General features: G+C 58.9%; 25 protein-coding genes. 5 read left to right on the forward strand and 20 right to left on the reverse strand.

From position 1 onward, the window contains the following. Positions 1-89: 89 nt before the first annotated feature. The 7 genes from ACM6IQ_RS21995 to ACM6IQ_RS22025 all read right to left on the reverse strand — a co-directional run bounded on the left by ACM6IQ_RS21995 (position 90) and on the right by ACM6IQ_RS22025 (position 7,694). Positions 90-1,280, reverse strand: coding sequence for a carboxylate-amine ligase (locus tag ACM6IQ_RS21995; protein ID WP_414879872.1), 1,191 nt, complete (start codon positions 1,278-1,280; stop codon positions 90-92). Between the two features lie 769 nt (positions 1,281-2,049). Next, positions 2,050-2,331 carry a hypothetical protein gene (locus ACM6IQ_RS22000; RefSeq protein ID WP_414879837.1) on the reverse strand — a complete coding sequence of 94 codons (282 nt, stop codon included), beginning with the start codon at positions 2,329-2,331 and terminating at the stop codon, positions 2,050-2,052. 380 nt (positions 2,332-2,711) lie between these two features. Further along, positions 2,712-3,002 carry a hypothetical protein gene (locus ACM6IQ_RS22005; RefSeq protein WP_144425250.1) on the reverse strand — a complete coding sequence of 97 codons (291 nt, stop codon included), beginning with the start codon at positions 3,000-3,002 and terminating at the stop codon, positions 2,712-2,714. Positions 3,003-3,249: 247 nt separating this feature from the next. Beyond that, complete coding sequence (locus tag ACM6IQ_RS22010) at positions 3,250-3,579, reverse strand: colicin immunity protein (RefSeq protein ID WP_017338147.1); 330 nt, start codon at positions 3,577-3,579, stop codon at positions 3,250-3,252. Between the two features lie 2 nt (positions 3,580-3,581). Next, complete coding sequence (locus ACM6IQ_RS22015) at positions 3,582-4,742, reverse strand: colicin E5-related ribonuclease (RefSeq protein ID WP_414879838.1); 1,161 nt, start codon at positions 4,740-4,742, stop codon at positions 3,582-3,584. A gap of 26 nt (positions 4,743-4,768) precedes the next feature. Beyond that, positions 4,769-6,835 carry a maltose alpha-D-glucosyltransferase gene (treS, locus tag ACM6IQ_RS22020; RefSeq protein ID WP_414879839.1) on the reverse strand — a complete coding sequence of 689 codons (2,067 nt, stop codon included), beginning with the start codon at positions 6,833-6,835 and terminating at the stop codon, positions 4,769-4,771. A gap of 112 nt (positions 6,836-6,947) precedes the next feature. Beyond that, positions 6,948-7,694: an EAL domain-containing protein gene (locus ACM6IQ_RS22025; protein ID WP_414879840.1), complete on the reverse strand. Its 747-nt coding sequence runs from the start codon at positions 7,692-7,694 to the stop codon at positions 6,948-6,950. A gap of 248 nt (positions 7,695-7,942) precedes the next feature. On the opposite strand from ACM6IQ_RS22025, the gene ACM6IQ_RS22030 reads away from it, so the two are divergent. Next, on the forward strand, positions 7,943-8,947 hold the full coding sequence (locus tag ACM6IQ_RS22030; RefSeq protein ID WP_017338143.1) for an AraC family transcriptional regulator: 1,005 nt from the start codon (positions 7,943-7,945) through the stop codon (positions 8,945-8,947). Between the two features lie 12 nt (positions 8,948-8,959). Here ACM6IQ_RS22030 and ACM6IQ_RS22035 read toward each other — a convergent pair whose 3' ends face one another. The 5 genes from ACM6IQ_RS22035 to ACM6IQ_RS22055 form a co-directional block, all read right to left on the reverse strand. Beyond that, a complete protein-coding gene (locus tag ACM6IQ_RS22035) occupies positions 8,960-10,087 on the reverse strand; it encodes a diguanylate cyclase (protein WP_414879841.1) in 1,128 nt (375 codons plus the stop codon). A gap of 114 nt (positions 10,088-10,201) precedes the next feature. Further along, on the reverse strand, positions 10,202-11,251 hold the full coding sequence (locus tag ACM6IQ_RS22040; RefSeq protein ID WP_017338141.1) for an NAD(P)H-dependent flavin oxidoreductase: 1,050 nt from the start codon (positions 11,249-11,251) through the stop codon (positions 10,202-10,204). Positions 11,252-11,318: 67 nt separating this feature from the next. Further along, entirely contained in the window at positions 11,319-11,708 is a 390-nt protein-coding gene (locus tag ACM6IQ_RS22045; protein ID WP_017338140.1) for a tautomerase family protein, read from the reverse strand. A gap of 120 nt (positions 11,709-11,828) precedes the next feature. After that, positions 11,829-13,346 (reverse strand): CoA-acylating methylmalonate-semialdehyde dehydrogenase, encoded by a 1,518-nt coding sequence (locus tag ACM6IQ_RS22050; protein ID WP_414879842.1) that lies wholly within the window; start codon positions 13,344-13,346, stop codon positions 11,829-11,831. Between the two features lie 199 nt (positions 13,347-13,545). Next, positions 13,546-14,220 carry an MOSC domain-containing protein gene (locus ACM6IQ_RS22055; protein ID WP_414879843.1) on the reverse strand — a complete coding sequence of 225 codons (675 nt, stop codon included), beginning with the start codon at positions 14,218-14,220 and terminating at the stop codon, positions 13,546-13,548. 112 nt (positions 14,221-14,332) lie between these two features. Here ACM6IQ_RS22055 and ACM6IQ_RS22060 point away from each other — a divergent pair, with 112 nt between their 5' ends. Further along, positions 14,333-15,220: a LysR family transcriptional regulator gene (locus tag ACM6IQ_RS22060; protein WP_031318761.1), complete on the forward strand. Its 888-nt coding sequence runs from the start codon at positions 14,333-14,335 to the stop codon at positions 15,218-15,220. A gap of 228 nt (positions 15,221-15,448) precedes the next feature. Here ACM6IQ_RS22060 and ACM6IQ_RS22065 read toward each other — a convergent pair whose 3' ends face one another. Genes ACM6IQ_RS22065 through ACM6IQ_RS22080 form a run of 4 tightly spaced genes read right to left on the reverse strand, consistent with a single transcriptional unit; the run spans position 15,449 to position 19,041 of the window. After that, a complete protein-coding gene (locus ACM6IQ_RS22065) occupies positions 15,449-16,441 on the reverse strand; it encodes an NAD(P)H-dependent flavin oxidoreductase (protein WP_414879844.1) in 993 nt (330 codons plus the stop codon). 3 nt (positions 16,442-16,444) lie between these two features. After that, entirely contained in the window at positions 16,445-16,999 is a 555-nt protein-coding gene (locus tag ACM6IQ_RS22070; protein WP_414879845.1) for a cytochrome b, read from the reverse strand. 57 nt (positions 17,000-17,056) lie between these two features. Next, the gene (gene actP / locus ACM6IQ_RS22075) at positions 17,057-18,730 is read right to left on the reverse strand and encodes a cation/acetate symporter ActP (protein WP_414879846.1); all 1,674 of its coding nucleotides are present in this window, start codon (positions 18,728-18,730) and stop codon (positions 17,057-17,059) included. Further along, positions 18,727-19,041, reverse strand: coding sequence for a DUF485 domain-containing protein (locus tag ACM6IQ_RS22080; protein WP_017338133.1), 315 nt, complete (start codon positions 19,039-19,041; stop codon positions 18,727-18,729). The genes actP and ACM6IQ_RS22080 overlap by 4 nt, the downstream gene beginning before the upstream one ends. Before the next feature lie 260 nt (positions 19,042-19,301). Between ACM6IQ_RS22080 and ACM6IQ_RS22085 the strand changes: the two genes are divergently transcribed. Continuing rightward, on the forward strand, positions 19,302-20,189 hold the full coding sequence (locus tag ACM6IQ_RS22085; protein WP_414879847.1) for a LysR family transcriptional regulator: 888 nt from the start codon (positions 19,302-19,304) through the stop codon (positions 20,187-20,189). On the opposite strand, the gene ACM6IQ_RS22090 is transcribed toward ACM6IQ_RS22085, so the two are convergent. The 4 genes from ACM6IQ_RS22090 to ACM6IQ_RS22105 form a co-directional block, all read right to left on the reverse strand. After that, positions 20,114-21,388: an MFS transporter gene (locus tag ACM6IQ_RS22090; protein WP_414879848.1), complete on the reverse strand. Its 1,275-nt coding sequence runs from the start codon at positions 21,386-21,388 to the stop codon at positions 20,114-20,116. The genes ACM6IQ_RS22085 and ACM6IQ_RS22090 overlap by 76 nt on opposite strands. Positions 21,389-21,530: 142 nt before the next feature. Beyond that, a complete protein-coding gene (locus ACM6IQ_RS22095; RefSeq protein ID WP_414879849.1) occupies positions 21,531-22,814 on the reverse strand; it encodes an MFS transporter in 1,284 nt (427 codons plus the stop codon). A 62-nt stretch (positions 22,815-22,876) separates the two neighbouring features. Continuing rightward, the gene (locus ACM6IQ_RS22100) at positions 22,877-23,755 is read right to left on the reverse strand and encodes an alpha/beta fold hydrolase (RefSeq protein WP_017338129.1); all 879 of its coding nucleotides are present in this window, start codon (positions 23,753-23,755) and stop codon (positions 22,877-22,879) included. 66 nt (positions 23,756-23,821) lie between these two features. Further along, complete coding sequence (locus ACM6IQ_RS22105; protein ID WP_414879850.1) at positions 23,822-24,826, reverse strand: PdxA family dehydrogenase; 1,005 nt, start codon at positions 24,824-24,826, stop codon at positions 23,822-23,824. Between the two features lie 371 nt (positions 24,827-25,197). Between ACM6IQ_RS22105 and ACM6IQ_RS22110 the strand changes: the two genes are divergently transcribed. Beyond that, positions 25,198-25,419 carry a hypothetical protein gene (locus ACM6IQ_RS22110; RefSeq protein ID WP_414879851.1) on the forward strand — a complete coding sequence of 74 codons (222 nt, stop codon included), beginning with the start codon at positions 25,198-25,200 and terminating at the stop codon, positions 25,417-25,419. Beyond that, on the forward strand, positions 25,416-25,616 hold the full coding sequence (locus ACM6IQ_RS22115) for a hypothetical protein (RefSeq protein ID WP_414879852.1): 201 nt from the start codon (positions 25,416-25,418) through the stop codon (positions 25,614-25,616). Before ACM6IQ_RS22110 ends, ACM6IQ_RS22115 begins: the two co-directional genes overlap by 4 nt.

Genomic DNA, 25,616 nt, shown 5'->3' on the forward strand with positions numbered 1-25,616 from the left:
GCAAGGGCTACTGCGAATGCGGACCGTGCTGTCATTGTGAGGCGCAGACCTGATGCGTAACAGATGCAGATCTCGCAGAAAAATACGGATCAGATCACCTGTCCTGTCAACGCCCTGCCGGGATAGCCGCTGCCGGGGATCCTTTGATCGAAAGATGGCGCTTGCGACGTTTCCATCAGCAGTTGGTCCACCACTTGCGAAAGTGCAGCCTGGACATCGTCCCCACTGACCAAGGCTCGCTGGTAGACGCCAAGTTGTCGTTGCGCACTGTTACCTTCACGAAGCATCTGCCTGATGTGAGCAAAAACCGACTCTGCACCCAGTGTTCGCGCCGCATCGCCCAATATCTGTTCAGCCATGAACAGCCACTGCTCCATGGAGAACGGCCGGTCGTAGCCTTCAATAATGAACGACGCCCGAGTTCCGTAGCGTTTCGCCCGCCAGCGGTTTTCCTTGAGAACCCACTGGGATGCTTGTGAATAGGCAGATCCGGGGCGCGGTTGGTCAATGGCATACGCCACCACCAGCCGAAAAAACGAAGCAATGCACAACGCATCATCCAGCCGTGGACACGCATCCGTCATGCGCAATTCCAGGGTTGGATACTTCGCCGCCGGCCGCAAACCCCACCAGACATCGCCAGCCTGCCGAATCGTCCCGGTAAGGATCAGCAGTGCAACGTAAGCGTCATAGGCAGTTTGATCCTCAAGAAACTCCGGAACGCCCATCCGCGGCCATTCATCACAAGCCGTTTGCCGGTAGCTCGCAAAGCCGCTGTCGGCGCCGTCCCAAAACGGTGAAGAACTGCTCAAGGCCAGCAAAAACGGCAGCCATGGCAAGACTTCGTTCATCACGTGGATACGGTCCAGATGCCTCGGCACCTCAACATGCACGTGCAGACCGGACAGCAAACTGCGCCGGGCTACGCGCTGAAAGTCTTCGAACAGTTGAAGAAAATGATCCTGCTCCGTGGCCTGTTGCAGACGCCAGTCCGCCAACGGATGGCTGCCGACACTGAGTAGTCCCAGGCCATAAGGATCAAGCGCTTTCCGCAAGGTTTGGCGAACGTTGGCCAGGTACTCCGCCGCTTGCGCAATGTCAGTAAATATTGGCGACGCGACTTCGACCTGCCCTTTAAACATCTCATAGGCAAAGCACGGGCCTAACGCGGCCTTGCACGCCTCAATCGCTGCGCCGGGCGGATCCTCCGACATGCGCCGGGTGCGCAGGTCGGTGATGAAGTATTCCTCTTCAATGCCGAAGTTCAGATGGGGGTTCATCATTGCCCTCACGGGGTCTGCCTTGCGGTCTGGAATCCGTGATTGGGCGAGTGGCTGAAGACCTGCGCCATTGCCGGATTCAAGAATTAGCGTTCTTAAGGCTATGGCTGCATTTGGGCGCAGGAGTTCTTGTTTTTTTCGCAATGCGGCCCACGACACCTGTATTGCGGGCGCAGGCTGTGGAGCGAATGAAAACGGGCGACCTTTTGGGTAGCCCATTTTGTCGCGGGAGAAATAGATGAATCCCTTTCACACCGCAGGTACGCTCGTCACGGAAATACGTTGGTATCCAGAAAATAAATTCCGCCATCATCATTTAACAAGCAAGCGAGCGGGCTGACTCCATCTTCATTGAGGATGCTAGACCTGCAATATGGGGAAAGCCCACCACCTGAGTCTTCCCATGAGAAACATATTTTCACTAAGCCCCATAACGCTTTGGATGGCCAATTTTATTGGGAGTCAAATACCCTTCGACCCGCACACCACTCGAAGTGGTGCCAGATCATTATTACCTACTATGATTTTATTCTTGATCGACCATTTTGCACCTACTCAGGAATGATTTGCAACTCACTCCATAGTGGTTTCAGTCCTAGACTTTCCATATAAGTCCCATAGTCGACAAAGGCCTTAACCCCAATGTTTTCGTATAAAAACCATGAGGCCTCGCACTCTTGACATACGAACAAGCAAGTGTCGTTAGCTACAATTCTAGCCTTGACAACATCTCCCTGCTCACACCTTGGACACAGCATATAAAACTTCTCTATTTAACAGGATAGGCGATAATGACCTGATTGGTCCCAGGCCGAACAATAATTTTAATACTCGTTTCTCCCGAAGTACCAATCGCTCGGCCCATCGGGACAACATATGCACCCGGATCACCTACCACGGGACTACCTTTCTTGAGCCATGCCTCATCGACAGTTCCTAAAATTTCTTTTCTGTCCATATTAAAGACGCTATGCGTTGTCTTGGCCGGATTCGGCTCCGCATGCTCTAAAAACATGCAAAACTCTGTTTCCTTGAACCGATCCTTGTCCATAGTCTAGACCTGCTGGGGTTGTCCAAGTCCGGGTAGCTTTGTCAAATGTTAGCTCTACTGCACCACCTGTCGCTTTTACACCCTATTGTTTTCTATTGCGACTCTATTGCGACTTTTATTTCAAGCCCAGTCATCAGGAACTACGCCGTCCTTTTTTGCTTCAGTCTCAGGGATCGGCACATTCAGTTCTGGGATGGCTAGAAAAACAATTTTGTAAAATCGATTTATAGTCTGATTACGCCATTCGTCATCAGAGCAAAACTTTTGCAACTTGGACCTTGGAAGAAATATTTCACATTCCCCCCATGTGCCCTCCATATTGAAAGCCGATGCAAAAATGCCCTTCACTAGTGTTCTTCAACCAATAACCAAGTGGCAAATCAATTTCCATTGAACAACTCCCTCACAGCCTTTACAGCGACTTGATCAATTCGCAACTGCCCGGGAATGACAGCCTCTGGCACGCCACCAGAAGTATACCCCCCAGGAACCCAATAACCAGGAAATGCACCAACTTCATTCCCTGACGGCATGCGAACATTTGGCTTAGCAATTACCTCTGCCTGAGCCTTATCCAGATAACCAGCAGGCAAGCTAAGTTTCGTTTCCACGGCGCGAATATTCCCACCTGTCGACTTGTAAAGCTCATCCAAATAGCTTTTCGGAAACACAAACGAGTTCTCAGGGCCAACTTAAAGACGCTATGCGTTGTCTTGGCCGGATTCGGCTCCGCATGCTCTAAAACATGCAAAACTCTGTTTCCTTGAACCGATCCTTGTCCATAGTCTAGACCTGCTGGGGTTGTCCAAGTCCGGGTAGCTTTGTCAAATGTTAGCTCTACTGCACCACCTGTCGCTTTTGCACCAACACTACTACCGGACCTTCAAGTGTTCCTTGCTGCCAGCAAACGCGACGTGCTTACCATCCCAACATACGAGGCGCCGTAATCACGTAGACATCATGCACGGCCTGTTCCGTGCGCACGAATTCAGCCGCTACTCGATTGTTTTGTTCGGCCGTTCTCTGATCGACTGGGGGATCAACTCCGTCCCAAATACAATCCAACCGCGCCTCAAATCCAGGGGCATGCCAAATGCCTCCTTCGATTCGAGCGACCACTAACCCGCGCTGTGCAGCGCGTTCACAAATAGCAACTGCTGCATCGGCTGAGACCTTCATCACAACGCTTCCACCAAGATTGAAGAAGTCATCGGATGAGTCGTAGCGCTGCTGAAGATCAATGATCATTTTCACTTCCACTTAATTCGACTATCCGGAATCCACCCTGGGTCATTTTTGCCGCTTATCTGCACGACTTCGCCAGTCCGGTCGTTAACTACAACATACCCGTTCTTTGAGCCATACACGGATGCCGGATCACTTCTCGCCAATCCATCTGGCGTCTTCGACGCAGATCGGTTGTCAGCAGTAGTTCCCACTGGCCCTTCATCAATGACGTCCTGGACCTCTTGCTGAGTCCACCCTCGAGCTTCAAGTTGACCGCCAATTTTGCCGTCAATAGTAATTTTGCCCGTCTTTGTGGCTTCTAATCCTTCCGAAGCGGCCTCTTTTGCACCGTCAGCATTGGTACTTTCGTTATAGACCGCCCCCGGATTCAGCTGATGCCCCGGCGTCACATAAACATTACCGCCTTGCTGACCATCCAATTGGCTTCCACCGGTATGGGGCGTTGTGGAGGCCTGCCCGCCCTCCGCATAACCGCCGCTACTCGGGTTTTGCTTGCCCGCCTCAACCAACAGACCTTCGTACTTCTTCAACCTCGGGTCAAGCACATGAATCGGAAGCCCAAGGTTGGTAAGCGCGACATCTACGATCAGCTTGATCATCTCAGCACGCTGATTGACATCGCGCACGTTCGTCTCAATAGAGTCTATCGCGCTCGACACTGCCGCCTGCATCTCTGCTTGCCGTTCAGGAGGCAGTTGCGTGGCCGCGAGCGAAGTAGCCAACGCCCCCAACAGCACAGTACCCGCCACCACCACCGGTACGAAGTTTTGCTGGGTCTGTTGTAGCAAATTCATCCGGTACATCACCGCAAGAACCTGCATTGCCTTGTCGGGATCCTGCCCCGCCATATCCGTCAAACGCTGGGCGACAAGCTCGACATTCTTGTCTTGCCCGCCCGGTGCGACTACGCCAAGAAGTGCCTTGACGGTGTTGGCGCGGGTTTGTTCGTTGCGGTTGCCCAGCCGACGCATCAGCTCGCGATCAAGCTGCTGACCTCGCACTTTTTCGGTATCGGTTCCGCTACCCAATGCTCTCCCGACACGGAACAAATCGGCAAGCTTGTGCAGCGCTTCTTCGCTGTTCTCCCCATAAGAGGGTTTACCGTTTCGAAGCGAAAGGTGAAGCGGATCAGAGCAAAACCGTCGATATGGCGCGTCGATCATTCCCGCGCCACATCGCCTTGGGAGGGCTAAATCATCGGCGAACTGCTGACCACACGCAGTGCCAACCCTTCATAAGCATCCAGCGTAATCGTGAACTCCCCTTCAGGCGTCAGATCACCCTCGACCCGTTCATTGATGATGTCGACCACCGGCCCCGGCGCAATATTGGGCAGGTGCAGGGTCTCGGTGATCGCTGTCGAGCCGAAGTTCAGCGCGGTGATCTGGGTGCCTTTGCCGGCCGGCAGTTCGTGGACCATGATCAGCAACCCCGGATGCTCGACATCCGGGATCAGGATCTGACGGCTCGCGGCAATATCATAGGAACGGCGCGCCGCCAGGATTCGCTTCAGCTGCGAGGCAAAGGAGTCATGGTCTTTCAGTTGACTGGTCAGGCTGCCATACAGCGTTTTCGGGCGCGGCATCTGACCTTCCGACAGCTCCGCTTCCGGATTGAGATCAACCAGATCGTAGGCGCCGCGATGAATCCAGCGTGTGTCGCCGTCGAGCATCAAATGTGCGACCAGCTCTGCCGGCAACGGCAGTGCGCCGACGAGGTCCCAACCCGATAACGCGAACACGCCGGGCTGCATCGCGTTGTACATCACCAGCAGCACATGAATCTGGCGGATCTGCTGGATATCCGCTGCGGTAATGGCATCGAGGTCACGAATCCCCAGCGCTGCCGTGATGATGCTGGCGGTGGTGCAGGACACGCCGTTGGTGACGAATTTCAGGTTATACGGCGCGTGTTCGCCGGCCAGGCGTTCGTACATCTGCTCGCGAATGTGCTCGCGCAAGATGTTGCCGGGGAAGGTCTGGCCCTGATAGAGGAAAGTGTCATGGGCGTGCAGCGTCCAGAAATGCACCAGTTCGAGGGTCAGTTCGTCATGGTTCTGCAAGGCGTGGATCAGCGAGCCCGGGTCGATGCCCAGGGTGTGCATCTGGCGCAGCATCAAGCGCAGGAATTCGGTATCGCCCATCAGCAACGCATGCTGGTAAGCGGGTCGGGTGATGAAGTCATAGGAAAGATCGGCCCCGCCGTGGGACATGGCGGCGATATCGTCAACGGTCAGGTTCAGTTCCTGAAAACTGAAACCGCCCGCCTTGCGAATTGCCCCGGCCAGCAACTGGTTGCCGGTGATCGACAAGGGATGACTTTCCGACCAGGCGGTGCCATCGAGCTTGCGTTCAACGCCGAGAAAACCGTTGGCGTCCAGACGCAGGATTTTCGCCCCCATCACGTCGATGGCGTGCAGCGCGTCGCCGATGATCATCTGCTGCGCGGCGAAGGTCGGGTCCAGCCAGTTCAGCGACGGTTGCCCTTCCTTGAAGTAATGCAGGTAAACCCAGCGTCGCGGTTTGCCATCGACCCCGATCACGACCGGTGTCGCACTCCAGTCGGTTTCCTTGACTCCGGGCTCGAAGAAAATCACCCGCTGCAACTGGCCGACGATGTAATGCTTGTCGCGCAGCACATCGACCTGCTGCGGACTGAGGTTCTGCGCGTCGCGGCCCTCGAGAACATCGGGCAGCAGCGGCCAGTCTTCCTCGCGGATTTCCACCATGTGGTAGAGCCCCGGATAGTCTTCATACGCCATCTCGGCCAGGCGAAAGTCCGCGCCTTTGCCGGTGTGCGACGGGATGACGTCGTCGATGATCACCGCATTGTGCGCAGCGGCCATGCGCACCAACGCTTGCAGCTGCGCCTCGGTGCCCAACTGTGGATCGATGTCGAAACTGATGCGGTCGAAGTTGCCGTCAATGGTGGGCGTGTGTTGGGTGCCCGACAGGCCGCCAGACCTTTTCAGCGGGCCGTTGTGAATGCCCTGGATACCGATTCTCGACAAGGCGTGCCATAAGGTTTCGTCCCCCAGGGCTTCGAGCACCGTACCGTTTTCCCGGGTGACAATCGACGCCGGGTACGCGGTGAACCACACCGAAGCGAGGGCCGAGGCGTCACGGGGCCGGGTATGCGCATAGGGCTGTTGCCACAACCGGCCTTGCCCCGAGTAGAGCCTGGCCCGTTGTCTTGCGGCATGCAGCATCGATTGTTCGACCAGCCAGTCCACATGGTTTTTCTCAGCTGCCGTCATGGAAACAATCACCTCTCGTCATGAAAAAATGGCATCCGCCCTTCTGCACCAAAGGCACTGCTCGTTTTCATATGAGGCCATGACGTGGCATTCGTTGCATCGTGCTGCGTGATCACGCTCCGGGTTGCAGTTGGCACCGAGCTCCCAGCGCATCGATCTGCGGACGGCCGAAGAGATAACCCTGACCCCACTCGCTACCGCAGGCAGTGGCAAGGGCGCGATCGGCTTCGGATTCAATCCCCTCGATGATCACGCACGGCGCCAGCGTCTTGCACAGCTGCACCAGATGACCGAGGGTCTGGGCGCTGTTGGTCTCCAGGCGTGCGCGCTGGAGGTAGCCCTGATCGATCTTGACGATATCCGGCCGGGTCTGCCGGATGAATTCCAGCGTACCCAGGCCCGAGCCAAAATCATCGATGGCCACCCGGCAACCCATCTCCCGCAGGCACAACACGAATTCGATCGCCGCCGAGGTGCTTGGCGGCGTGGCGCTTTCGGTCACTTCAATCACCAGTCGCGCGGCCACCGAAGGGGTGTCGCGCAATTGCATGAGAATCGGTTGCCAGTAGTGGTCAACGATGGCGCTTTGCGCGGAGATGTTGCAGCCCAGCCGCAGGTGTTCGTTTTGCAGCAGACGTTCAATCACGCAGCTCACCACGCTGCGGTCAAGCTCACGCATCAACTGATGCTTTTCCAGCATGGCGAAAGGATAAACCCCCTCGCCCTGTGCATCGATATGCCGCAACAGCCCTTCCTGGTACAGCACCCGGCGACTGTCGGGCAACCAGACGACCGGCTGAAACGCCAACACCAACTTGCCCTGTGCCAGTTCATTGTAAAAATTCTTCACTCTGTGCATGTCACATCCGTAGACAAAGCGGCGTCCTGCCGCCGGGTGAATATGGCGACGCCACGCGGCGCTCCTGCAACTGCAGCGTTGACTGCCGGCCATAATCGACGCTCGCCGACCGGTCAGGAAGTGTTCCCGGATACCTTTCGCTTGTCCTTGGAAACGTGTCGGTTGTGTTAATCGACTGTGACCATTTGTTTATTGCGATCATGCGCCGGCTTGCGCGACATCAATTAGCCATTACGCCGGGAAGAATCATGCACAGAATGACCAGCACCGGTTTTCGGGTGCTCGCCGACGTCTTGACCGACGCCGGCGCCAACGTGGAAACCTTGCTCGAAGAGTTCGGCAGCAGCAACGAGGAGGTCTGGGCAAACCCCAACGGCGTCAGGCTAGAGCTGGTCTATAAGGTGATGGCTGAAGCGGAAAAACGTACCGGTAACCCGGACATTGGTTTGCTGGCTTATGCCCGCGCGCATCCGGCGAACCTGGAGGTGCTGGGCTACGCCGTGATGTCTTGCGCCACGCTGGGCTCCGCGCTGCATCGGCTGGTGGATTATCAATCGCTGATCTGTAATGGCTTCTACATGTGCCTGGACCAGGAACCGACAGCGCTGAAGCTGATCGGCTTCGACATCAGCGCCCAGCCGTCGCTGACACCCCGGGCCTTCATCGATGCCGGTGCCGCGCAAACCGTGGGACTGGTGCACTGGCTGTTGCCCAAGCGCAAGCCGCAACCCGTGGCGGCGACCTTTACTTACCCCAAACCAGCGGATACCACCCGGCTGGAACACTTGCTCGGGAGCAACCTGTCATTCGGCGCGTCTTACAACAGCCTGACGTTCAGCCTCGACGACTGCTCGATTGCATTGCCGACGGCCGATCCTGCACTGGATGTCCTGCATGTCGAATACGCCCGCACACGCTTGAACCTGCTGCTCAACGGCTCAATGACCGAACGTGTTCGACAGGTGCTTTCCGAGCGGCTGGCCCAAGGCGTGCCCAGCGACCTGAACCGGATCGCCCAGGCGGTCGGCGTGAGTGCACGCAGCCTGCAACGGCGCTTGAGCAATGAAGACATGCACTTCTCGGCACTGCAGGATGAAGCGCGACTGATGCTCGCGCATAACTTCCTGCGCAATTCAGCGCGCAGTGTGAAGTACATCGGCGCGCTGCTGGGTTTTCGCGATCAGAGCAGCTTTCATAAAGCCTGCATACGCTGGTTCGGCATGACGCCTGGACGCTACAGGGAAGTGTCCTGACCACCTGCCGGCCTATTCAGACACTGCGACCTGATTGCGCCCGCGCGCCTTGGCTCGATACAGCGCCTTGTCCGCGTTGTTCATCAAACTGTGCAGATCGTTATCGTCGGCATTCATCGAGGCGACACCGCCGCTGGCCGAGATACGATGGACCGGCCCGGTCATCAGGCCGGCGATCGACTGGATGAGCTCCTCGGCAATGTGCTGTGCGACTTCAATCGACGTGTCCGGCAGCAAAACGGCAAACTCCTCCCCGCCCAACCGCCCGTACACGTCGGTTTCGCGAAACGAACGGCTGATGACGGCCCCCATTTGCCGCAGCACCTGATCCCCGACCTGATGCCCGTAGGTGTCATTGATGTGCTTGAAGTGATCCATGTCCAGCATGACGGCACACAGCGGCAACTGGTTGTTCTTGCAGTGGCCATATAGATGCTGCGCGTGCTCGAAAAAAGCCCGGCGATTCATCAGGCCCGTGAGTTCATCGGTCTGGGCGGCACGCGTGGAAACACTGTGTGCCTGCTCCATTTCACGGGTTAGACGGAAGGCGGTTTCCAGTGCGTCGGACAGGTTGCGCGTCGCGCTGAATACAAAGGAGGCGAACACCAGCACCGCCACTCCCATGCCGACCTGCAAGGACGAGGCTTGAAACAACAGCCAGATCGTACAAGGAAGCAACACCAGGGAAATGGACACGATCGTCATGTAGCGATAGGCCGAGTAACAGGACACCGCACTGACCGACATCCCGACGCAAAACAGCATGACCAGCGCCTGGGCCAACAGGTCATCGGCTGGCATGACCGTCAGCGCGCCCCCGCCCCAGATACCGGCGGACAACACGAGCGTGACCCAATACGTGCGCTCCCAGCGCTCAGGGGTGCGCTCACTGGGGGGGCTGCGCAAATAGGCGATGAACATCAAGATCCGCAACAGCGACGACGCTGCCAGTATCGCGATCCACCACGCGATGACCGTGTGATCAAAACGCTCCCAGCACAGCCAGCACAGCATCAAAACCGCGAGAAAGCTGCCGAAAACCGCCGAGACCGACTGGCGGAACAGCTGGTGCAATCGGTCCGTGCGCACCTGACTGACGATTAAATCTTCCGTTTCGAACCGCAATCCAAGGCCATCCATTTCATCCGCCTGATCGTGATGCTGCGACGAATGCGATTGTGGCACATTGCTTAGGGCTACTCACTCGGTGATCGGACGGATCCTCTGAATCGCTGCAGGCAGCAATGTCTCAAGTCAGGCTTTCATTTCCGCCGCCAGCAGATTCACCAGCGCTGCGGCCGGCAATTCACGCGCCAGCGGTGCGCCCTGCCCGGCCCACTGCACGGCAAAATCAGTGTTTGCCTGCGCGGTCGCGGCGGCGTTGAGCGCCTTGTTGGCGTCATAGGTCAGCGGATAGTCGGGGAGTGCCGTGGCAGCCGTCGCAAGGAGGGTGAAGTTGCGATTGACCATGCCACGGGCAGGACGGCCGGAAATCACACTGGTGACTTTGGTTTGGTGTGCGCGCGGCCCCTTCAAGGCCTCACGGTAAGCGCTGTTGGCGGAGGATTCAGGACAGAGGATAAATGCCGTGCCCAGCTGCGCTGCACTGGCGCCCAGTTGCATGACCGCCTTGATGCCTGCGCCGTCCATGATGCCACCCGCCGCGATCACCGGCAGTCTGCAAGCGCGGGTCAACACACGCACCAGCGCAAACGTGCCCATTTCCGTGTCCTGCTGCGGGTCGAATACACCGCGATGGCCCCCGGCTTCGTAACCTTGAGCCACCAGCGCATGCACGCCGGCGTGCTCCGCCAACTGCGCTTCGGCCAGGCTCGTTACGGAGCACAAGAGCACGATGCCGGCGTCCTTGAGCGCATCGACGGCGGATTGTGGGGGCAATCCAAAATGGAAGCTGACCACCGCCGGTTTTTCTTCCAGCAGCATCTGCAGCATGTCCGGGTCTTCGACGAACGAGGTGTAGATCTCGCGCAGCGACGACGGCGCGGCGGCGCCGAACTCGGCAAAAAACGGTGTCAGGAAACTCAGCCATTGCGCCTCTCGGGCGCTGTCATGCACGGCAGGCTGGTGGCAGAACAGGTTCACATTGAAGGGTTTATCCGTCAGTGCCGCCGTCTCTCGAATCATGGCCCGCGCCTGCTCGACGCTGCTCGCCCCGATGCCGATGGAGCCCAGACCGCCGGCACTCGACACCGCAGCCGCGAGCCTGGGTGTGGAAACGCCCACCATGGGGGATTGAAGGATCGGCAGTTGAATGTTCAAAAGGGACAGCAGTGGACTGGACATGACAGCACCTGTACGTGATGAGTGTGAGTAAAACCGATGGTGCCTGAGCACTCGGCGCTGCCCGGCGCTACAGTTCGCCGGTCAGGAATTGCGCCCGTCCCCGGCCGAAGGACCAGTCCGAATCGGCATTTTCCACCAGCGAAACAATCAGGTCATCGGGCGACAAGCCGCAATCGGCACGTAGTCTCTCGGCCAGCAAGCGGTAAAACGCGGCCTTCTGCGCTTGTGAGCGCGGTCGCGAAATCACCGTCAGCAACACCACATTGGCCGAGCGCGTGTAGCCCAATCCCGTGTCGTGCAGCACCAACTCACCGGGACGGTGTTGGGTGACGCATTGATAGCGATCACTGGCGGGCACTTCAAAGGCCTCGACCATCGCCTGATGGGTCGCGTCCAGAAGCGTCTTGAGCTGCTCGTCATTGCGCCCCTGGAGGATGTCGAACTTGAGCAACGGCATAGCGATTCACCTGTGCGAAAAAACCGGGGGCGAGGAATTCGCCCCCCCTGGGAAAAAAGATGCCGTGCCAGCCCGTGCCAACACGTCACCCAACCCCAAACCTGTGGAGCAGAAACCGTATTACTTGGACGTCGGCATGGCGAACTCAGCGCCCTTGGCGATGCTGTTCGGCCAGCGTTGCATGATCGACTTCTGCTTGGTGTAGAAGCGCACGCCCTCTTCGCCATAGGCGTGTGTGTCACCGAACAGCGAACGCTTCCAGCCGCCGAAGCCATGCCACGCCATCGGCACTGGAATCGGCACGTTGATGCCAACCATGCCCACCTGAATGCGGCTGGCGAATTCACGGGCGATGTGGCCGTCACGGGTGTAGCAGGCGGTGCCATTGCCGAACTCGTGGGCGTTGACCAGATTGACCGCCTCGGCAAAATCCTTGACGCGCATGCACGCGAGCACCGGGCCGAAGATCTCCTCTTTGTAGATTTTCATTTCGGGCGTGACATGGTCGAACACCGTGCCACCGAGCCAGAACCCTTCGGAACAGTTCGCGCCAGCCTGAGCACCGTCAAAACCACGGCCGTCGACCAGCAGTTCTGCGCCTTCTTCAATACCTTGTTCGATGTACCCGGTGATGCGCTGCAACGCGACTTGCGACACGATCGGGCCCATCTCCGCGGCCAGGTTCATGCCCTCGAGGACTTTGAGCGCGCGGGTGCGTTCCACCAGTTTGGGCATCACCTTGTCCGCGACATCCCCGACAAAAACCGCCACCGAGATCGCCATGCAACGCTCGCCGGCAGAGCCGAATGCCGCGCCGATCAGCGCGTCCACCACTTGATCGATGTCGGCGTCCGGCATCACTACCATGTGGTTTTTCGCGCCCCCGAGCGCCTGCACACGCTTGCCGTGGCGGGCGCCCGTTTCATAGATGTAATTGGCAATCGGCGTTGAGCCGACAAAACTCACGGCTTTGACGTCCGGGTGATCGATCAGCGCATCCACCGCTTCCTTGTCGCCCTGCACGACGTTAAACACGCCGTCGGGCAGCCCGGCTTCCTTGAACAGTTCGGCGATCAGCAACGAGGGCGACGGGTCGATCGGGCTTGGCTTGAGCACGAAGGTGTTGCCGCAGGCGATGGCCACCGGGAACATCCACATCGGCACCATTACCGGGAAGTTGAACGGGGTGATGCCGGCCACCACGCCCAGCGGCTGGCGCATGGTCCAGTTGTCGATGTTGGTCGAGACCTGCTCGGTGTAGTCACCCTTGAGCAATTGCGGGATGCCGCAGGCGAACTCGACGACCTCGATGCCGCGCGTCACTTCACCCTGGGCATCGGTGAAGACCTTGCCATGCTCGGCGGTGATCATTCGCGCCAGGGTGTCGCGGTGCTCGTTGAGCAGCGCCAGGAACTTGAACATGATGCGTGCCCGACGCAGTGGCGGCAGCGCCGACCAGGCCGGAAAAGCCTGTGCCGCCGACTTCACCGCTGCGTCGACTTCAGCGGCATTGGCGAGCGCCACTTTGCCGATGACGGAGCCGAGGGCGGGGTTGGTGACGTTCTGCGTGCGGCCCGAAGAACCGTGCGTCACGCGGCCGTGAATGTAATGTGCGATGTCTGCTGGCTGGGTGCTCATGGCGGGTGTCCCCTGGTGGTGGATAAGGACCATCTCTTTTTGTTGTTCGGGATTGCCAGGCGGTCCTGTCGGCGCGCCTCAGCGTCAAAGTAGGCCAGCCTTTGGATCATGTAAAATGATGATTAATGATTCTGGTGATCACAAATGGTGAAGCTGTTTTGATGGCGAGGGAGCAAGCGCCCTCGCCACGGGCGGGCAGTTATTTGTCTTGAACAGCTTTTTGCAGCCATTTCGCCCGCTCCGACAGGCGCCGCTTCCAGTCCTCGGCCAGGCCACGGATGGCGGCCAGCGCGAGCAGGTCGTCGATCACCGGCCGGTGCGACAGCTGCACCTGCCAGAACTCATCGATGGAAAAGCGCTGCGTCTGCCGTTCCAGCAGTTCAATCGTGTCCCCGGCCTCGATAAATCCCGGCTGAAGCACCCGGTAATACCAACCGGTGATGCGCTCTTTGGCGACATGCATCGACATGCGTTCGGCGTCAAAACGATGGTTGATTTTCCAGCACGGGCTGCGTGGCTGAGAGACTTGCAACACCGTACTGCCCACCTGGAACACGTCGCCGATGTGCACGTTTCGCTCAGAGAGCCCGAGCGCTGAGAGGTTTTCCCCGAGGCTGCCCGGGATCAGTTCCGGGGCGCACTGTGCAAAGGCCTGCGCCAGGCGCTGATAGTTTTCTGCCGCATAGTGATGAACTGCTTTTTCCGGACCGCCGTGAACCCGGCGATCGGCGTGCTCATCTCCGACAATCCCCTGGACCTCCACGCGAGCGGGGCCGGCACGTCGCTGTTTGAAGATGCCTGAACGTTGCCCTTCAGGCATCAGGACGCCCATGCCGCCGGCAAAGACATGGTCAATTCTTGAAGTCAGGTTCATCGTCCGGCAGCGCTCATTCGTCTGTTTTGTTGACTTTACTAACCGTCGACAATGATCGTAAAATGATGACTCGTGATGCTATTCATCACTTTTTATGATAGGTGGCAAGATCATGGAAATGCGCCAACTGAAGATTTTCTGCGCGGTTGCCGAGCTTGGCAGCTTCACTGCGGCCGCCGTCAATGTGAATACGGTGCAGTCCAATGTCACCATGCGGGTGAAGGAGCTGGAAGCCGAACTGAACCGGGAACTGTTCATCCGCAAAAAGTCCGGGGTGGTGCTCACCTCGGCGGGCCAGACCTTCCTCGGGTATGCGCGGCGCATCCTGCAACTGACAGAAGAGAGTCGCAACGCCCTGATGGATACCGGCATTCCGGCGGGCCTGCTGCGGTTGGGCTCAATGGAAACCACCGCCGCCATCCGCTTGCCGCAAGTGCTGACGAAGTACCGCGAGAAATACCCCGAGGTTCAGTTGTCGCTGTTGACCGGGACCACTTCCGAACTGATCAAGGCGATTGAAGCGCATCGACTCGACGGCGCATTCGTCGGCGGATTCCACCAGAATTCGGCGCTGACCCAGGAAGAGGTTTTCCAGGAGGAACTGGTGCTGGTCAGCAGCAATCAGTTCCCGTCACTGCCCGCGCTGATCGAGAAAATCCCGCAGCAAACCGTACTGGTCTTCCGCACCGGCTGCTTCTACCGCTCCACCCTGGAAAACTGGTTTTATCAGGTCGGGCTGGTGCCCAACCAGATCATGGAACTGGGCACCCTCGACGGTATCCTGTCGTGCGTCGCCGCCGGCATGGGCGTGACCTTGCTGCCCAAGGCCATCGCGGAAAATTGCAGCGTACGGCATGCCATTCGTTGCCACACGCTCCCGCCGGAATTCGCCAACGTCTCGACCGTCTTCATCCGCCGAAACGACACGATGATCACCTCGGCCATGAGCGCGTTCATCGGCCTGGCACAAAACCAGATCGCCCGGCCGGCGGTGGCGTGAATAGCCGGCAATGACCAGAATGTTGTTCACTTAAGAAAATCTTCAGGCAGGCAAGAAATCTGTGGTGAAGGGATTTAGCGAAACGTCGCACCGCCCCGTTGGGTCGCGAAGCGGCCCCAGCGTCCGGCCAAATAGATTGAATTGTCCGGATTGGCGACTGCTTCGCAGCCGAACGGGGATAAATCCCCTCGCCACAATTGTGTGGAGCCCGCACTTAAGTGATCAGCATTAGGCTTGAGCGGCAAAGTTGACGGCTTCACCCTCCTCCATTGGCAACCGGCTTGTTGTCATCGGCAGCCCCGAGACCAGCTCAACCACGCGCTCGGCCGCCGGGACGACACTGTGAATCTTGCCCACCCCCTGCCCCGCGTACAGCGACAGCTTTTTCGCCATCCGCGGTTTGTCGATCGCCCGGGCGCCGCCGCCGATGAAGCGCAGCAGGTTCCACTTGTCCCGATTGGGGATCACCCGGTGAGGCGTACCGTAGGTCCAGCCGAACGAATAACCGGTCCGGTACTCGGTGTCATCCGTCGTCGCTTCCACGATCTTTTGTTTGTAGAGCGGGTGCGCATTCGACTCGTCGGTGGCGATAAACGCCGTGCCCACCACCACACCTGACGCACCGAGCGACATCAGCGCCCGGACATCATCGCCCGCCACGATACCGCCCGCGGCCAGGACCGGTCGCCCCTCCGAAACACCCAGGATTGAGGACAACAGCGGCATGATGCCGATGGTGCCTCGGTTCAAATGACCGCCACTTTCACTGCCTTGCGCCACGAGAATGTCGGCGCCTTGTGCAATGGCAATCCTGGCAAGTTCAACCGACCCCACCTGCACCATGACCGTCAGCCCCGCGTCCTTCGCGCGGGGAATCATGTCGGCGGAATAGGCCTCGGCGTAAAACAGTGAAAGCAGTCGCGGTTTTTCTTCCAGCACCACCTGAAACTGCGCTTCGAAAACGTCCGGGCCGCCGAACTGTGGAACAAGGTTCACACCAAAAGGCTTATCGGTCAGTGCACGGGTTTCCTGTATCCACCGGCGCAAGGTCAGCGGCGGCAGACGCAAACCGCCCAGCACCCCCATCCCCCCGGCATTGGCCACCGCCCCCACGAGCTGCGGGCCGGAAATGGCTGCCATGCCACCGAGAAAGATCGGGTACTTCACGCCGCACAGTCGAGTGATGGCGTTTCCTGCGAAATCGGATCTGGCTTCGTTCATGACTCACAGCTCCACATGTTTTCCAAGCATCCGCTTGAGCGTGTTGTTCTTCAGGAGAAAGTGATTCTTGACCGCACCGAAGACATGCAAGGCCAGCCCCGCGAGAAACGCCGAAGCGCCAATATCGAACAGCACATCAACGACATGTTTGAGTCCGGCGTGAGTGGGCAAGAGCGTTGGAATGGAGAATCCTCCAGGCAAAACCACGGCCTCGCCGCCCGCCGAACGGGAAGCCCAGACGGCTATCGGCAGCAGCACCATCGCCAGGGCGAGCGCCACCGCAACCGAACGGCTGATGATGACCTCGATGGGATTCGGCGTGCCCACGGGCAGCGGATGGTAAGAGGTGATCCTGGCCCAGAATCGATAGACCGACACCAGAAACAGAATCAGCCCCACCAGGTTTTGCATGTGGGCAAGCGGCATCCGCGCGGTGTCGCTGGAGGCCTGGTCGATCATCAGCTGCAAGCCGACGATCGCCAGCAGCGACAGCGCCACAACCCAGTGCAGCGCCACGGTGATGGGTGAAAACCTTAAGCCATTGTCTCGAAGTTGCATGGCAGACTCCTTTTGGCAGAGTGCGCAAATCAGGATAGGAAAATGACGGGCTGTGTCTTAATGATTGACAGCCTGCGAGGCCCCGAGGCCGGTCTGGGCACGGATGAGCTGGTCATCGAAACGCTCCCGCTCCAGCGCGGCCTCGCTGCTGCGATCGGTGACCGAGCCAAGCCAGGTAAAGAAGAACGCCACGTTCATCGAGATGATCGCCGGGTAGTCGAAGGGGAAAATAGCCTCGGGGTTGCCCAGCACCTTGACCCACACCGCCGGCGAGAGAATCACCAGGCTGACCGAGCTCACCAGTCCGGCGATGCCACCGATCAATGCCCCTCGCGTCGTCAGCCCTTTCCAGTACATCGAAAGCGCGAGAATCGGGAAGTTGACCGAGGCTGCCACGCCAAACGTCAGCGCCACCAGGAAGGCGATGTTCTGGTCCTTGAACAGGATGCCCAGCACCACCGCAACGATACCGATGCCGACCGAAGCGATCCGCGAAACACGGCGCTCGTCTTTCGCTTCGGCCCGGCCTTTCTTGAAGACCATGACGTAGAGGTCATGGGAAATCGCCGAGGTCCCCGCCATCGTCAGTCCGGAGACCACCGCCAGGATCGTGGCAAACGCAACCGCGGAGATGAAGCCCAGTAACAGGTCGCCCCCCACCGCTTTGGCCAGGTGCATCACCGGCATGTTGCCACCGCCAATGAGCTTGCCACCCAGAATGCCGGACTCGTAGAACGCCGGATCGCGCCCGACGATCACGATCGCCGCCAGCCCGAGCACCGCTACGATCAGGTAGAAGAAGCCGATGAAACCCGTCGCGATGAACACCGATTTGCGCGCTTGCCGCGCATCCGGCACGGTGAAAAAACGCATGAGGATATGCGGCAATCCGGCCGTGCCGAACACCAGGCCAAGGGACAGCGAGATCAGCGCCAACGGATCGGCCACCAGTTTGCTGGGCAGCAGGATCAGTTCACCATCGTGATGAGCGGCCACCGCCTGCGTGAACAACTGTTCGAAGGAAAACCCGAACTTGCTCAGCGCCAATACCGCCAGCAAGGTTCCGCCCACCAGCAACAGCCCGGCCTTGATGATCTGCACCCACGTGGTGGCGACCATCCCGCCAAACGTGACGTAGACCGCCATCAACAACCCGACCGCGATCACCGCATAGTTGTAGGGCAGACCGAACAGCAGCTGGATCAACTGCCCTGCGCCCACCATCTGCACCACCAGATAGAAGCACACCACGGTCAACGAACCGAACGCGGTCAGGGTGCGAATCCGGTTTTGATCGAGTCGAAAAGACGCAATGTCCGAGAGCGTAATACGCCCCAGATTGCGGATGCGCTCGGCAAACAGGAACAACAGCAATGGCCAGGCAACGAAGAAGCTGATCGAGTACAGCACCCCATCGAAGCCGTTGAAGAAAATCATGCTGGTGACACCCAGTAACGCAGCCGCCGACATGTAGTCCCCGGCCAGCGCCAGGCCGTTCTGGAAGCCTGTGATGCCGCCGCCGGCGTTGTAGAAATCGTCCATCGACTTGGTCTTGTTGGCCGCCCAGTAAGTAATGCCCAACGTCGTCAGCACGAAGACGAGGAACATCGCAATGGCGGTGATGTTGAGGGGTTGTTTTTCAACCGCCTGCAAGGTGTCGGCCGCCGAGGCGCACGTGGCTGCCGCGCTCAGGAGAGCAGGAACAATGAGGTAGCGAAGAAGGGTTTTCATACGATGGCTCCTTCGCGAATTTCTGTGGTGAGGGCGTCGAACTCACCATTGGCCCGAAGGATGTACAGGCCCGTAAACAACCAGGCCCCGACGATGAAGGCAACGCCAAGCGGCCAGCCTATGTTGATGACGCTGGTCGCAGAAAGCTTCTGCGCCAGCAGGTGCGGCGCGAACGCGGCGATGAGGATGAACGTGAAGTAAGGAACGAGGGTGGCGGCGACAAGACAAGCGACGAACCTTCGCTGCCTTGAGACCAATTCCTGATACCGGGGATGGTTGCGAATTCTGGCTGATTCGATTGCATGGTTCACGTTGACTCCGTGTAGCAGTGGAAGCGTTTATTGTTGTTCCACAGCCTCAATTCGAAGACTCGATTTGCCACTGGCTGCGGGGTATTTGCACCCTCAACCTATGCCTGGCACCGAATCATGTAAAACGATCATTAATGATGCTTGTGATCTGTTTTGATGAACCAGCCATTGCCTATTCTTGCCATTGCGATTTGCGAAACCCAATCTCCTCAACGTGTATTATTTGAGTCAGTTATTGCTTTTAGAGATAGGTGAATTTGATGGATATGACGGACCTCAAGGTGGTTGACGCGGTCGCGCGGCACGGCAGCATGAACAAGGCGGCCAGCGAACTGAATACCGTGCAGTCGAACGTGTCGGCAAGGATTCGAGCGCTGGAAGAGGAGCTGGGGGTGGCGCTGTTTCAACGCAGCGCCCGAGGTGTCCAGATCACGCCGGCCGGGCGGCGGATCCTGCCCTTCGCCGCGCGCCTGTCGAAGCTGCTCTTCGATGCCTCCAGCGCCGCGCGCGACGATGGACACCCAAGGGGCGTATTCGAGATCGGTACGCTGGAGACGACGCTGGCGCTGCGTCTGCCACGACTGATCGCCAGGTTCGCCAAGGCCTACCCTGACGTTCGCCCGCTGATTCGCACCGGCACCACGTGCAGCCTGATCCAGGGGGTCATCGACTGTAAGCTTGAAGGCGCGTTTGTGGTGGGACCGGTCAATCACCCGGAGTTACTGAGTGAACCAGCCTTCCGCGAAGAGCTGGTTTTAGTAACGTCTACCGCGATCAATCGCCTGGACGAAGTCGCCTCCGTCGACAATCTGAAGACCGTCGTCTTTCGAATCGGTTGTTCCTATCGCCAACGCCTGGATTCCCTGCTGACCCGGTTGGGCGTCCCGGCGCCCGAGCCACTTGAGTTCGGATCGATCGAAGCCATCGTTGCCTGCGTTTCCGCCGGCGTCGGCGTCACATTGTTACCCAGAGGCGTTGTCGCCAGTGCGTTGCGCGACGGGTTGGTCAACGTGCATAAGCTGACACCGGATATCGCCGACGTAGAGACGGTATTTGTCCGGCGCATCGATGGCTACTTTTCCAGCGCGCTATCGACCTTTCTGGACAGCGTGCGACTGGACGGGGTGCCGGCACTCGAGCCCATGTAGCGATAGCTCATCCAGCCGTTCATTCCGGCGCAGAGCAGTAACAGCGCGGCCGTCACCAGGAACACATGATGCAAGCCGAAGTGAGCGCCAATCTGCCCACCGATCAGTGGCCCGATCACCTGCCCGGAAAACTGCGCCGATTGCAGATAACCGAGGATTTTCCCGGTGTTGTGCTCTTCGACCGAATGCCGGATCAGCTTGGCAATCGCCGGCAGCAGGCCTGCAAGGGTCATCCCCATGACACCGCGCAAAACCGCCAGTTGCCACCATTGCGTGACGAAGGCCTGGGGCACCATGACCAACCCCGTCAATAGCAGACAGCCGATGATCACGTTCCAGCTGCCGACCCGGTCTGCCAGCGCCCCCAGCTTGGCGGCGGTCAAAATACTGCCCAGCGCTGAAGCGGCCATGACAAAACCCGCGACACGGGCCTGACGATCCAACGGCACGCCGAGGTCGCCAATGTAGACGGTGATGATCGGCTCGATCGACATATTGGCCAGGAGCACCATCATTGCGGTCACGAGCAGTGCGCCGATGACCGGCCATTTCGAACCCGTCTCCTCAGGCTGGTTTTTCTTGCCCCGTTGTCTCGCATCCGCCACACGATCGAAGTCCTCGCGCACCAGCAGGAGGGTCGCAAAGGCAGCGACCGCGATCATCCCGCCGCCGACGAAAAACGTGCCGCGGATACCCACGAACTCCGGCAGGAAACCGCCCACCAACGGCCCGATCAGGTTGCCGGACAAGGCGCCCGTGGACAAAACCCCCAAGGCCCAACCGGCCCGTTCCCGTGGAACCTGGGAGCCGATCATGACAATCGAGGCGGACGCGTAGCCACCGATGAGGCCAGCGAAGAGGCGCAGTGCGACCAGTTCGGTCACGTTGTGCGCCAGCCCGATCAGCGACATCACAACGGCCATGCCGATGGCCGCTCTGACCAGCATGGGTTTGCGGCCATAGCGGTCAGCCAGGCGCCCCCAGATCGGGGCCGTCACAGCGGTCCCCAGGAACGTCGCGCCGAAGGCCACCGCCGACCATTGCACCACGTCAGCCTGCGCCGTAACGCCCAGTTGCTGGACGTACAGCGGCAAGAAGGGCAACAACATGCTCAGGCTGACCAGCGTAGTGAACGAGCCGAAAACACACACGGCCAGGTTTCGGCGCCAATACTTCTGGTTACGATCGGAATAATTCACGTGCAATGGCGTTCCGCTTTGATCGAATGGAAAGTTGCTCTCAAGACAGGTAAACCCTACGCAGGCGCAGATATCTTAAGAAGCGAATTAATTCGATCAGGGTTATCTCAATTAAAGATAACCATCCGAAAACGCCCGGACTTCAGCTCTGGGTCGCAGGCGCGCTCGAATGCACCAATGAAACGGGCTCCGGCGCCGGCTCGTCGTCCAGCTTGATGAACATGGCCAATATCGGCCCCATCAGCACCACGGCGATCGACGCGCCGAATGCCACTGACCAGTTATTGCCGGTGATGTCCAGCAACCAGCCGATCACCACCGGCGACACCGCACCGGCCAAGGCCATGCCGGTGAAGGTGCAGGCGCTGGAAGTCGCGGAGTGGGCGTGGGACACCTCGGTGCCAATCACCCAGAGCGGCGAGTCGGCCAGTTCCGAGCAGAAGAACGAGAAGCTCAGGCCGCAGGCGCAGATCATCAGGTCGTGGGTGAACATCAGCGGAATCAGGCCAATGATCGAGGCCAGGAAGCCGAAGATGATCAGGTCGCGACGTGAGCGCAGGCGGTTGCCGGTGACCTTGAAACGCCAGTCCGAGAGCATGCCGCCGACCGCGGTGCCGACCGTTCCGCCGAGCAGCACGAAGGTCGAAAACATGGCGGTGTGGGTCAGGTCCATGCCGTAACGCTGGGTGAAGAACGACGGAATCCAGTTGAGGAAGAACCACAACACCCAGCCGTGGCAAAAACAGGTGGCGGCCGCCGGCCAGACCCTGCGCAGCATCTGCGGCCAGTTGACCGGAGCGGCGACCACAGGCGCCACCGGTGCAGCGGCCGTGGCCTCGACCAGTTTCTTCGACTCGCTGAGGCTGAAATACATCACGAACATGTAGATCAGTGTCACCACGCCGAGGATGACAAAGGTCATGCGCCAGGAAAACTGGATGATCATGAACGTCACGATCAACGGTGCCAGTGCGTTGGCCAGGCGTCCGGACGCATGCATCATGCCCTGGGCCGTGCCGCGCTGAGTGATGGGGATGGCGCGAGCGATCATGCGCGCCGCGGTCGGGTAGATCGGCGCTTCGCCGATGCCGACCACGAAACGGGCAATCACCAGCACCACCAGACCGCTGACCAGGCCCGTGGCAATGGTCGCGACCGACCAGATAATGCCGTAGAGCAACATCGCCTTGCGCGAACCGATCCGGTCGCTGAACCAGCCGCCGGGAATCATGAAGCAGCTGTAGGCGATGGCAAACGCGGAAAACATCATGCCCAGATTAGTGTTGCTGAAACCCAGCTCTTTACTGATCGTCGGTGCGGCGACCGCGAGGTTGGTGCGGTCCACGTACATGATGAAGGCCATGACGCACAGCAACACGAAGGTCAGCGTTGCCCTGCGTTTTTGCGCAAGCGTAGTCGGAATCATTTTTTCCACCTTTTTTATAGTTGTAGTGGGCAGGCGGTCATCCCGGACCGCCTGTCATGGCGTTACTTGAAGAAGCCGCTGAGCACCTCGTAGGTCTCGTCCGGGCACTCTTCCTGCAAGTAGTGCCCCGAAGGCACCGTGGCGGTCTGCACAATGTTGGTGGCGTAGCGGCTCCAGATTTGCGCGGCGTTGTGGTTGCGGCCAACACCGCCCTTCTCGCCCCAGAGGATCAGCGCCGGGTTATCGATACGCCGGCCGGCGTCGAAGTCAGCGGTGTCCATGTCCAGGTCGATGCCGAACGTGGCGCGATAGTCTTCGCACATGGCGTGGGTGGTGGCCGGGTTCTTGATGCAGCGGATGTAATCGGCTAGTGCTTCGGGCCCGAAGAAGCTGGTGCCCTGGTCGGTCTTCGACAGTTTGCGCAGGATGAAGAACTCCGGGTCGGCGTTCATCATGCGCTCCGGCGTCGGCGCGTCCTGGGTCATGAAGAACCAGTGCCAGGAGAATTTGCCCCACTGACGCGTGACGTTGTTGAGCAAGTAATGCTGCGGCAGCATGTCGACGAAACCCGCTTTCAACACCTTGTCGCCGTGGTCCAGGCACATGCGATGCAGCACCCGCGCACCTCGGTCATGGCCGGCGGCATAGAACTGCTCGAAGCCCAGCGACTGCATGACTTCGACCTGATCCTGGGCCATGGCACGGAACGAATACGCCGAATGATCACCGCCGCCCTCCGGTTTGGAGCTGTCGCCATAGCCGCGCAAGTCGGTGCAGACCACGGTGAAGTCCCTGGCCAGGCGTGGTGCGATCTTGTGCCAGGACAGGTGATTGAACGGGTTGCCGTGCATCAGCAGCAAGGGCGGGCCTTCGCCACCCACGACAGTAACGATGTCAGCGCCGCTGGTTTTGGTGATGGTTTTGGTGAAATTCTCGAACATGGTCTCAGCCTCTATCGGTATGCCTGGCCTGGGCGTTACGCCCTGCTCTTGTTGTTCGTGGAGGGCTCAGCGTTTGAGCTTGCGCGCGGCAGCGTTATCGCTGGCCACGCGGAACGCAGCAGCCATGGCACCGACGTCGGCGATGCCTTTGCCGACGATGTCGTACGCCACGCCATGGGCCGGGGTGGCATAGACGGTCTTGAGGCCACCGGTCAGGGTCACGCCGGACGAAAAGCCCAGCAGCTTGGTCGCGATCTGGCCCTGGTCGTGATACATGATCACCACCGCGTCAAAATCGCCGTTGCGCGCCTTGATGAATACCGTGTCGGAAGGAAACGGCCCTTCGCAGGCCAGGCCTTTCAAACGCAAGGCTTCAAGGGTCGGGCGAATGATCGTGATCTCTTCGTCACCGAACAGACCGTTCTCGCCGCCATGGGGATTGAGCGCGGCGACACCGATTCGCGGGGCGTCGTTGCCCAGTGCGCGCAAGGTGTCGTGGGCCAGTTGCAATGCGCCTTCGATGCGATCCGGCTGCACCATGTCGACGGCCTTGCGCAGGGCCACATGGGAGGTCACGCGGAAGGTCGAGAACTGCGGGATGATGTTGACCTCACCGAAGTAACCGACGTGCTCGGTCCAGGCCGCAAACATCTGGTGCTCGTCGTGATAATGCCAGCCACCGCGATGCAGGCCGGCCTTGTTCAGCGGCGCGAAGCAGATGCCGTCCAGCTCACCGGCCAGGGCCATGTCGGTCATGATCTTCAGGGTTTCGCCGGTCAGCCGACCCGATTCTGCGTTGACCACACCACGTTCATACAAGGCCGGGTCAACGTTGTGCAGATCGATCAGCGGCACGGCCGCCTGGGTGTGGTCGGCCTCGCTCAGGTGGGTGATTTTCCGGTAGGGAATGCGCCGATCAGCATCGCGCATGCCCAGTTCGAGCACCCGCTCGTCACCAATGATCACCACATCCGCCCGCTCACGTGCCTCAGGTGTCGACAACAGCTTGACGACCAACTCAGGGCCAATGCCGGTTACATCGCCGAGCATAAGTCCAATCAGGGGTTTCATCAGATTCTCTCCAGTCCGGTCAAGATGTGTCTTTCTTGTTATCGGGAGCGCCTGGGAGTAAGCCCGGGTTTGCGGGCCGACGCCTGGGTGCAACCGCTGTGGTCATCCTAGGCCGACGGGGTGTGCCTTCAAGGTGCAAAACGTGGGGTGGGCGTTCACAGACTGTGGTTTGAGCGGGGTCACCCAGACCTTATTTTCTGAGGGATCGTCTTCTGTGAAGGGACGCCGGATGGTAAAACTCATGGCGCAGCGCTTTGTTTGAAGCGCCTCGAAAAGGACCGCCTCGGTGAAGTCACCCGCCACACCCGATTCACGTACTGCAGCCGAGTCGGGCCTGAGCCTGCAAATCCGGATGATTGCGCTGGTGGCCAATGCCGCTATGGTTGCAACCGTTCAATGAACAATTCCGTATTATCGGAAGCGACGGTCAGCCTCTCGCTTTTGTGCCCTATTACATCAGGGATGAGGCCGGTCAGGTTTACACCGGATTTTCCGACGAATCAGGGCATACGCCACGTATTGCAACAAAAAAACAGGAAACACTGGAGATTACGACCGGCGTGGCGGCACTGGAAAAGTGGGGTGACGCATGACTGAGTTCTCCTGCAAAATTCCGACAAATCAACAAGCCGGCTCGGTGAGCAATGTCTCTGGCTACCCAATGCCTGCCAACATTCACATGTTTGTTGTCGTCGATGAGATCGGTAAAGATGGCTTTCTGGTGAGAAGAATTTATGCCTCTCCAGACAACCCTCACTTAATTGCCAAAAATCGCCGCGGTTGGCATTGA

It is taken from the genome of Pseudomonas sp. IT-P100 (assembly GCF_949767185.1).
Classification (GTDB): Bacteria; Pseudomonadota; Gammaproteobacteria; order Pseudomonadales; family Pseudomonadaceae; genus Aquipseudomonas; species Aquipseudomonas fluorescens_B.

What these genes read in the sequence shown, in the direction of transcription:
- ACM6IQ_RS22115 (WP_414879852.1), top strand. Translation starts at nt 25,416, where the DNA reads ATGACTGAGTTCTCCTGCAAAATTCCGACAAATCAACAAGCCGGCTCG.
- ACM6IQ_RS22095 (WP_414879849.1), bottom strand. Translation starts at nt 22,814, where the DNA reads ATGATTCCGACTACGCTTGCGCAAAAACGCAGGGCAACGCTGACCTTC.
- actP (WP_414879846.1), bottom strand. Translation starts at nt 18,730, where the DNA reads ATGAAAACCCTTCTTCGCTACCTCATTGTTCCTGCTCTCCTGAGCGCG.
- ACM6IQ_RS22045 (WP_017338140.1), bottom strand. Translation starts at nt 11,708, where the DNA reads ATGCCGTTGCTCAAGTTCGACATCCTCCAGGGGCGCAATGACGAGCAG.
- ACM6IQ_RS22030 (WP_017338143.1), top strand. Translation starts at nt 7,943, where the DNA reads ATGCACAGAATGACCAGCACCGGTTTTCGGGTGCTCGCCGACGTCTTG.
- ACM6IQ_RS22040 (WP_017338141.1), bottom strand. Translation starts at nt 11,251, where the DNA reads ATGTCCAGTCCACTGCTGTCCCTTTTGAACATTCAACTGCCGATCCTT.
- ACM6IQ_RS22085 (WP_414879847.1), top strand. Translation starts at nt 19,302, where the DNA reads ATGGATATGACGGACCTCAAGGTGGTTGACGCGGTCGCGCGGCACGGC.
- ACM6IQ_RS22070 (WP_414879845.1), bottom strand. Translation starts at nt 16,999, where the DNA reads ATGCAACTTCGAGACAATGGCTTAAGGTTTTCACCCATCACCGTGGCG.
- ACM6IQ_RS22010 (WP_017338147.1), bottom strand. Translation starts at nt 3,579, where the DNA reads ATGATCATTGATCTTCAGCAGCGCTACGACTCATCCGATGACTTCTTC.
- ACM6IQ_RS22035 (WP_414879841.1), bottom strand. Translation starts at nt 10,087, where the DNA reads ATGGATGGCCTTGGATTGCGGTTCGAAACGGAAGATTTAATCGTCAGT.
- ACM6IQ_RS22000 (WP_414879837.1), bottom strand. Translation starts at nt 2,331, where the DNA reads ATGGACAAGGATCGGTTCAAGGAAACAGAGTTTTGCATGTTTTTAGAG.
- ACM6IQ_RS22055 (WP_414879843.1), bottom strand. Translation starts at nt 14,220, where the DNA reads ATGAACCTGACTTCAAGAATTGACCATGTCTTTGCCGGCGGCATGGGC.
- ACM6IQ_RS21995 (WP_414879872.1), bottom strand. Translation starts at nt 1,280, where the DNA reads ATGAACCCCCATCTGAACTTCGGCATTGAAGAGGAATACTTCATCACC.
- ACM6IQ_RS22100 (WP_017338129.1), bottom strand. Translation starts at nt 23,755, where the DNA reads ATGTTCGAGAATTTCACCAAAACCATCACCAAAACCAGCGGCGCTGAC.
- ACM6IQ_RS22110 (WP_414879851.1), top strand. Translation starts at nt 25,198, where the DNA reads ATGCCGCTATGGTTGCAACCGTTCAATGAACAATTCCGTATTATCGGA.
- treS (WP_414879839.1), bottom strand. Translation starts at nt 6,835, where the DNA reads ATGACGGCAGCTGAGAAAAACCATGTGGACTGGCTGGTCGAACAATCG.
- ACM6IQ_RS22060 (WP_031318761.1), top strand. Translation starts at nt 14,333, where the DNA reads ATGGAAATGCGCCAACTGAAGATTTTCTGCGCGGTTGCCGAGCTTGGC.
- ACM6IQ_RS22015 (WP_414879838.1), bottom strand. Translation starts at nt 4,742, where the DNA reads ATGATCGACGCGCCATATCGACGGTTTTGCTCTGATCCGCTTCACCTT.
- ACM6IQ_RS22065 (WP_414879844.1), bottom strand. Translation starts at nt 16,441, where the DNA reads ATGAACGAAGCCAGATCCGATTTCGCAGGAAACGCCATCACTCGACTG.
- ACM6IQ_RS22050 (WP_414879842.1), bottom strand. Translation starts at nt 13,346, where the DNA reads ATGAGCACCCAGCCAGCAGACATCGCACATTACATTCACGGCCGCGTG.
- ACM6IQ_RS22025 (WP_414879840.1), bottom strand. Translation starts at nt 7,694, where the DNA reads ATGCACAGAGTGAAGAATTTTTACAATGAACTGGCACAGGGCAAGTTG.
- ACM6IQ_RS22105 (WP_414879850.1), bottom strand. Translation starts at nt 24,826, where the DNA reads ATGAAACCCCTGATTGGACTTATGCTCGGCGATGTAACCGGCATTGGC.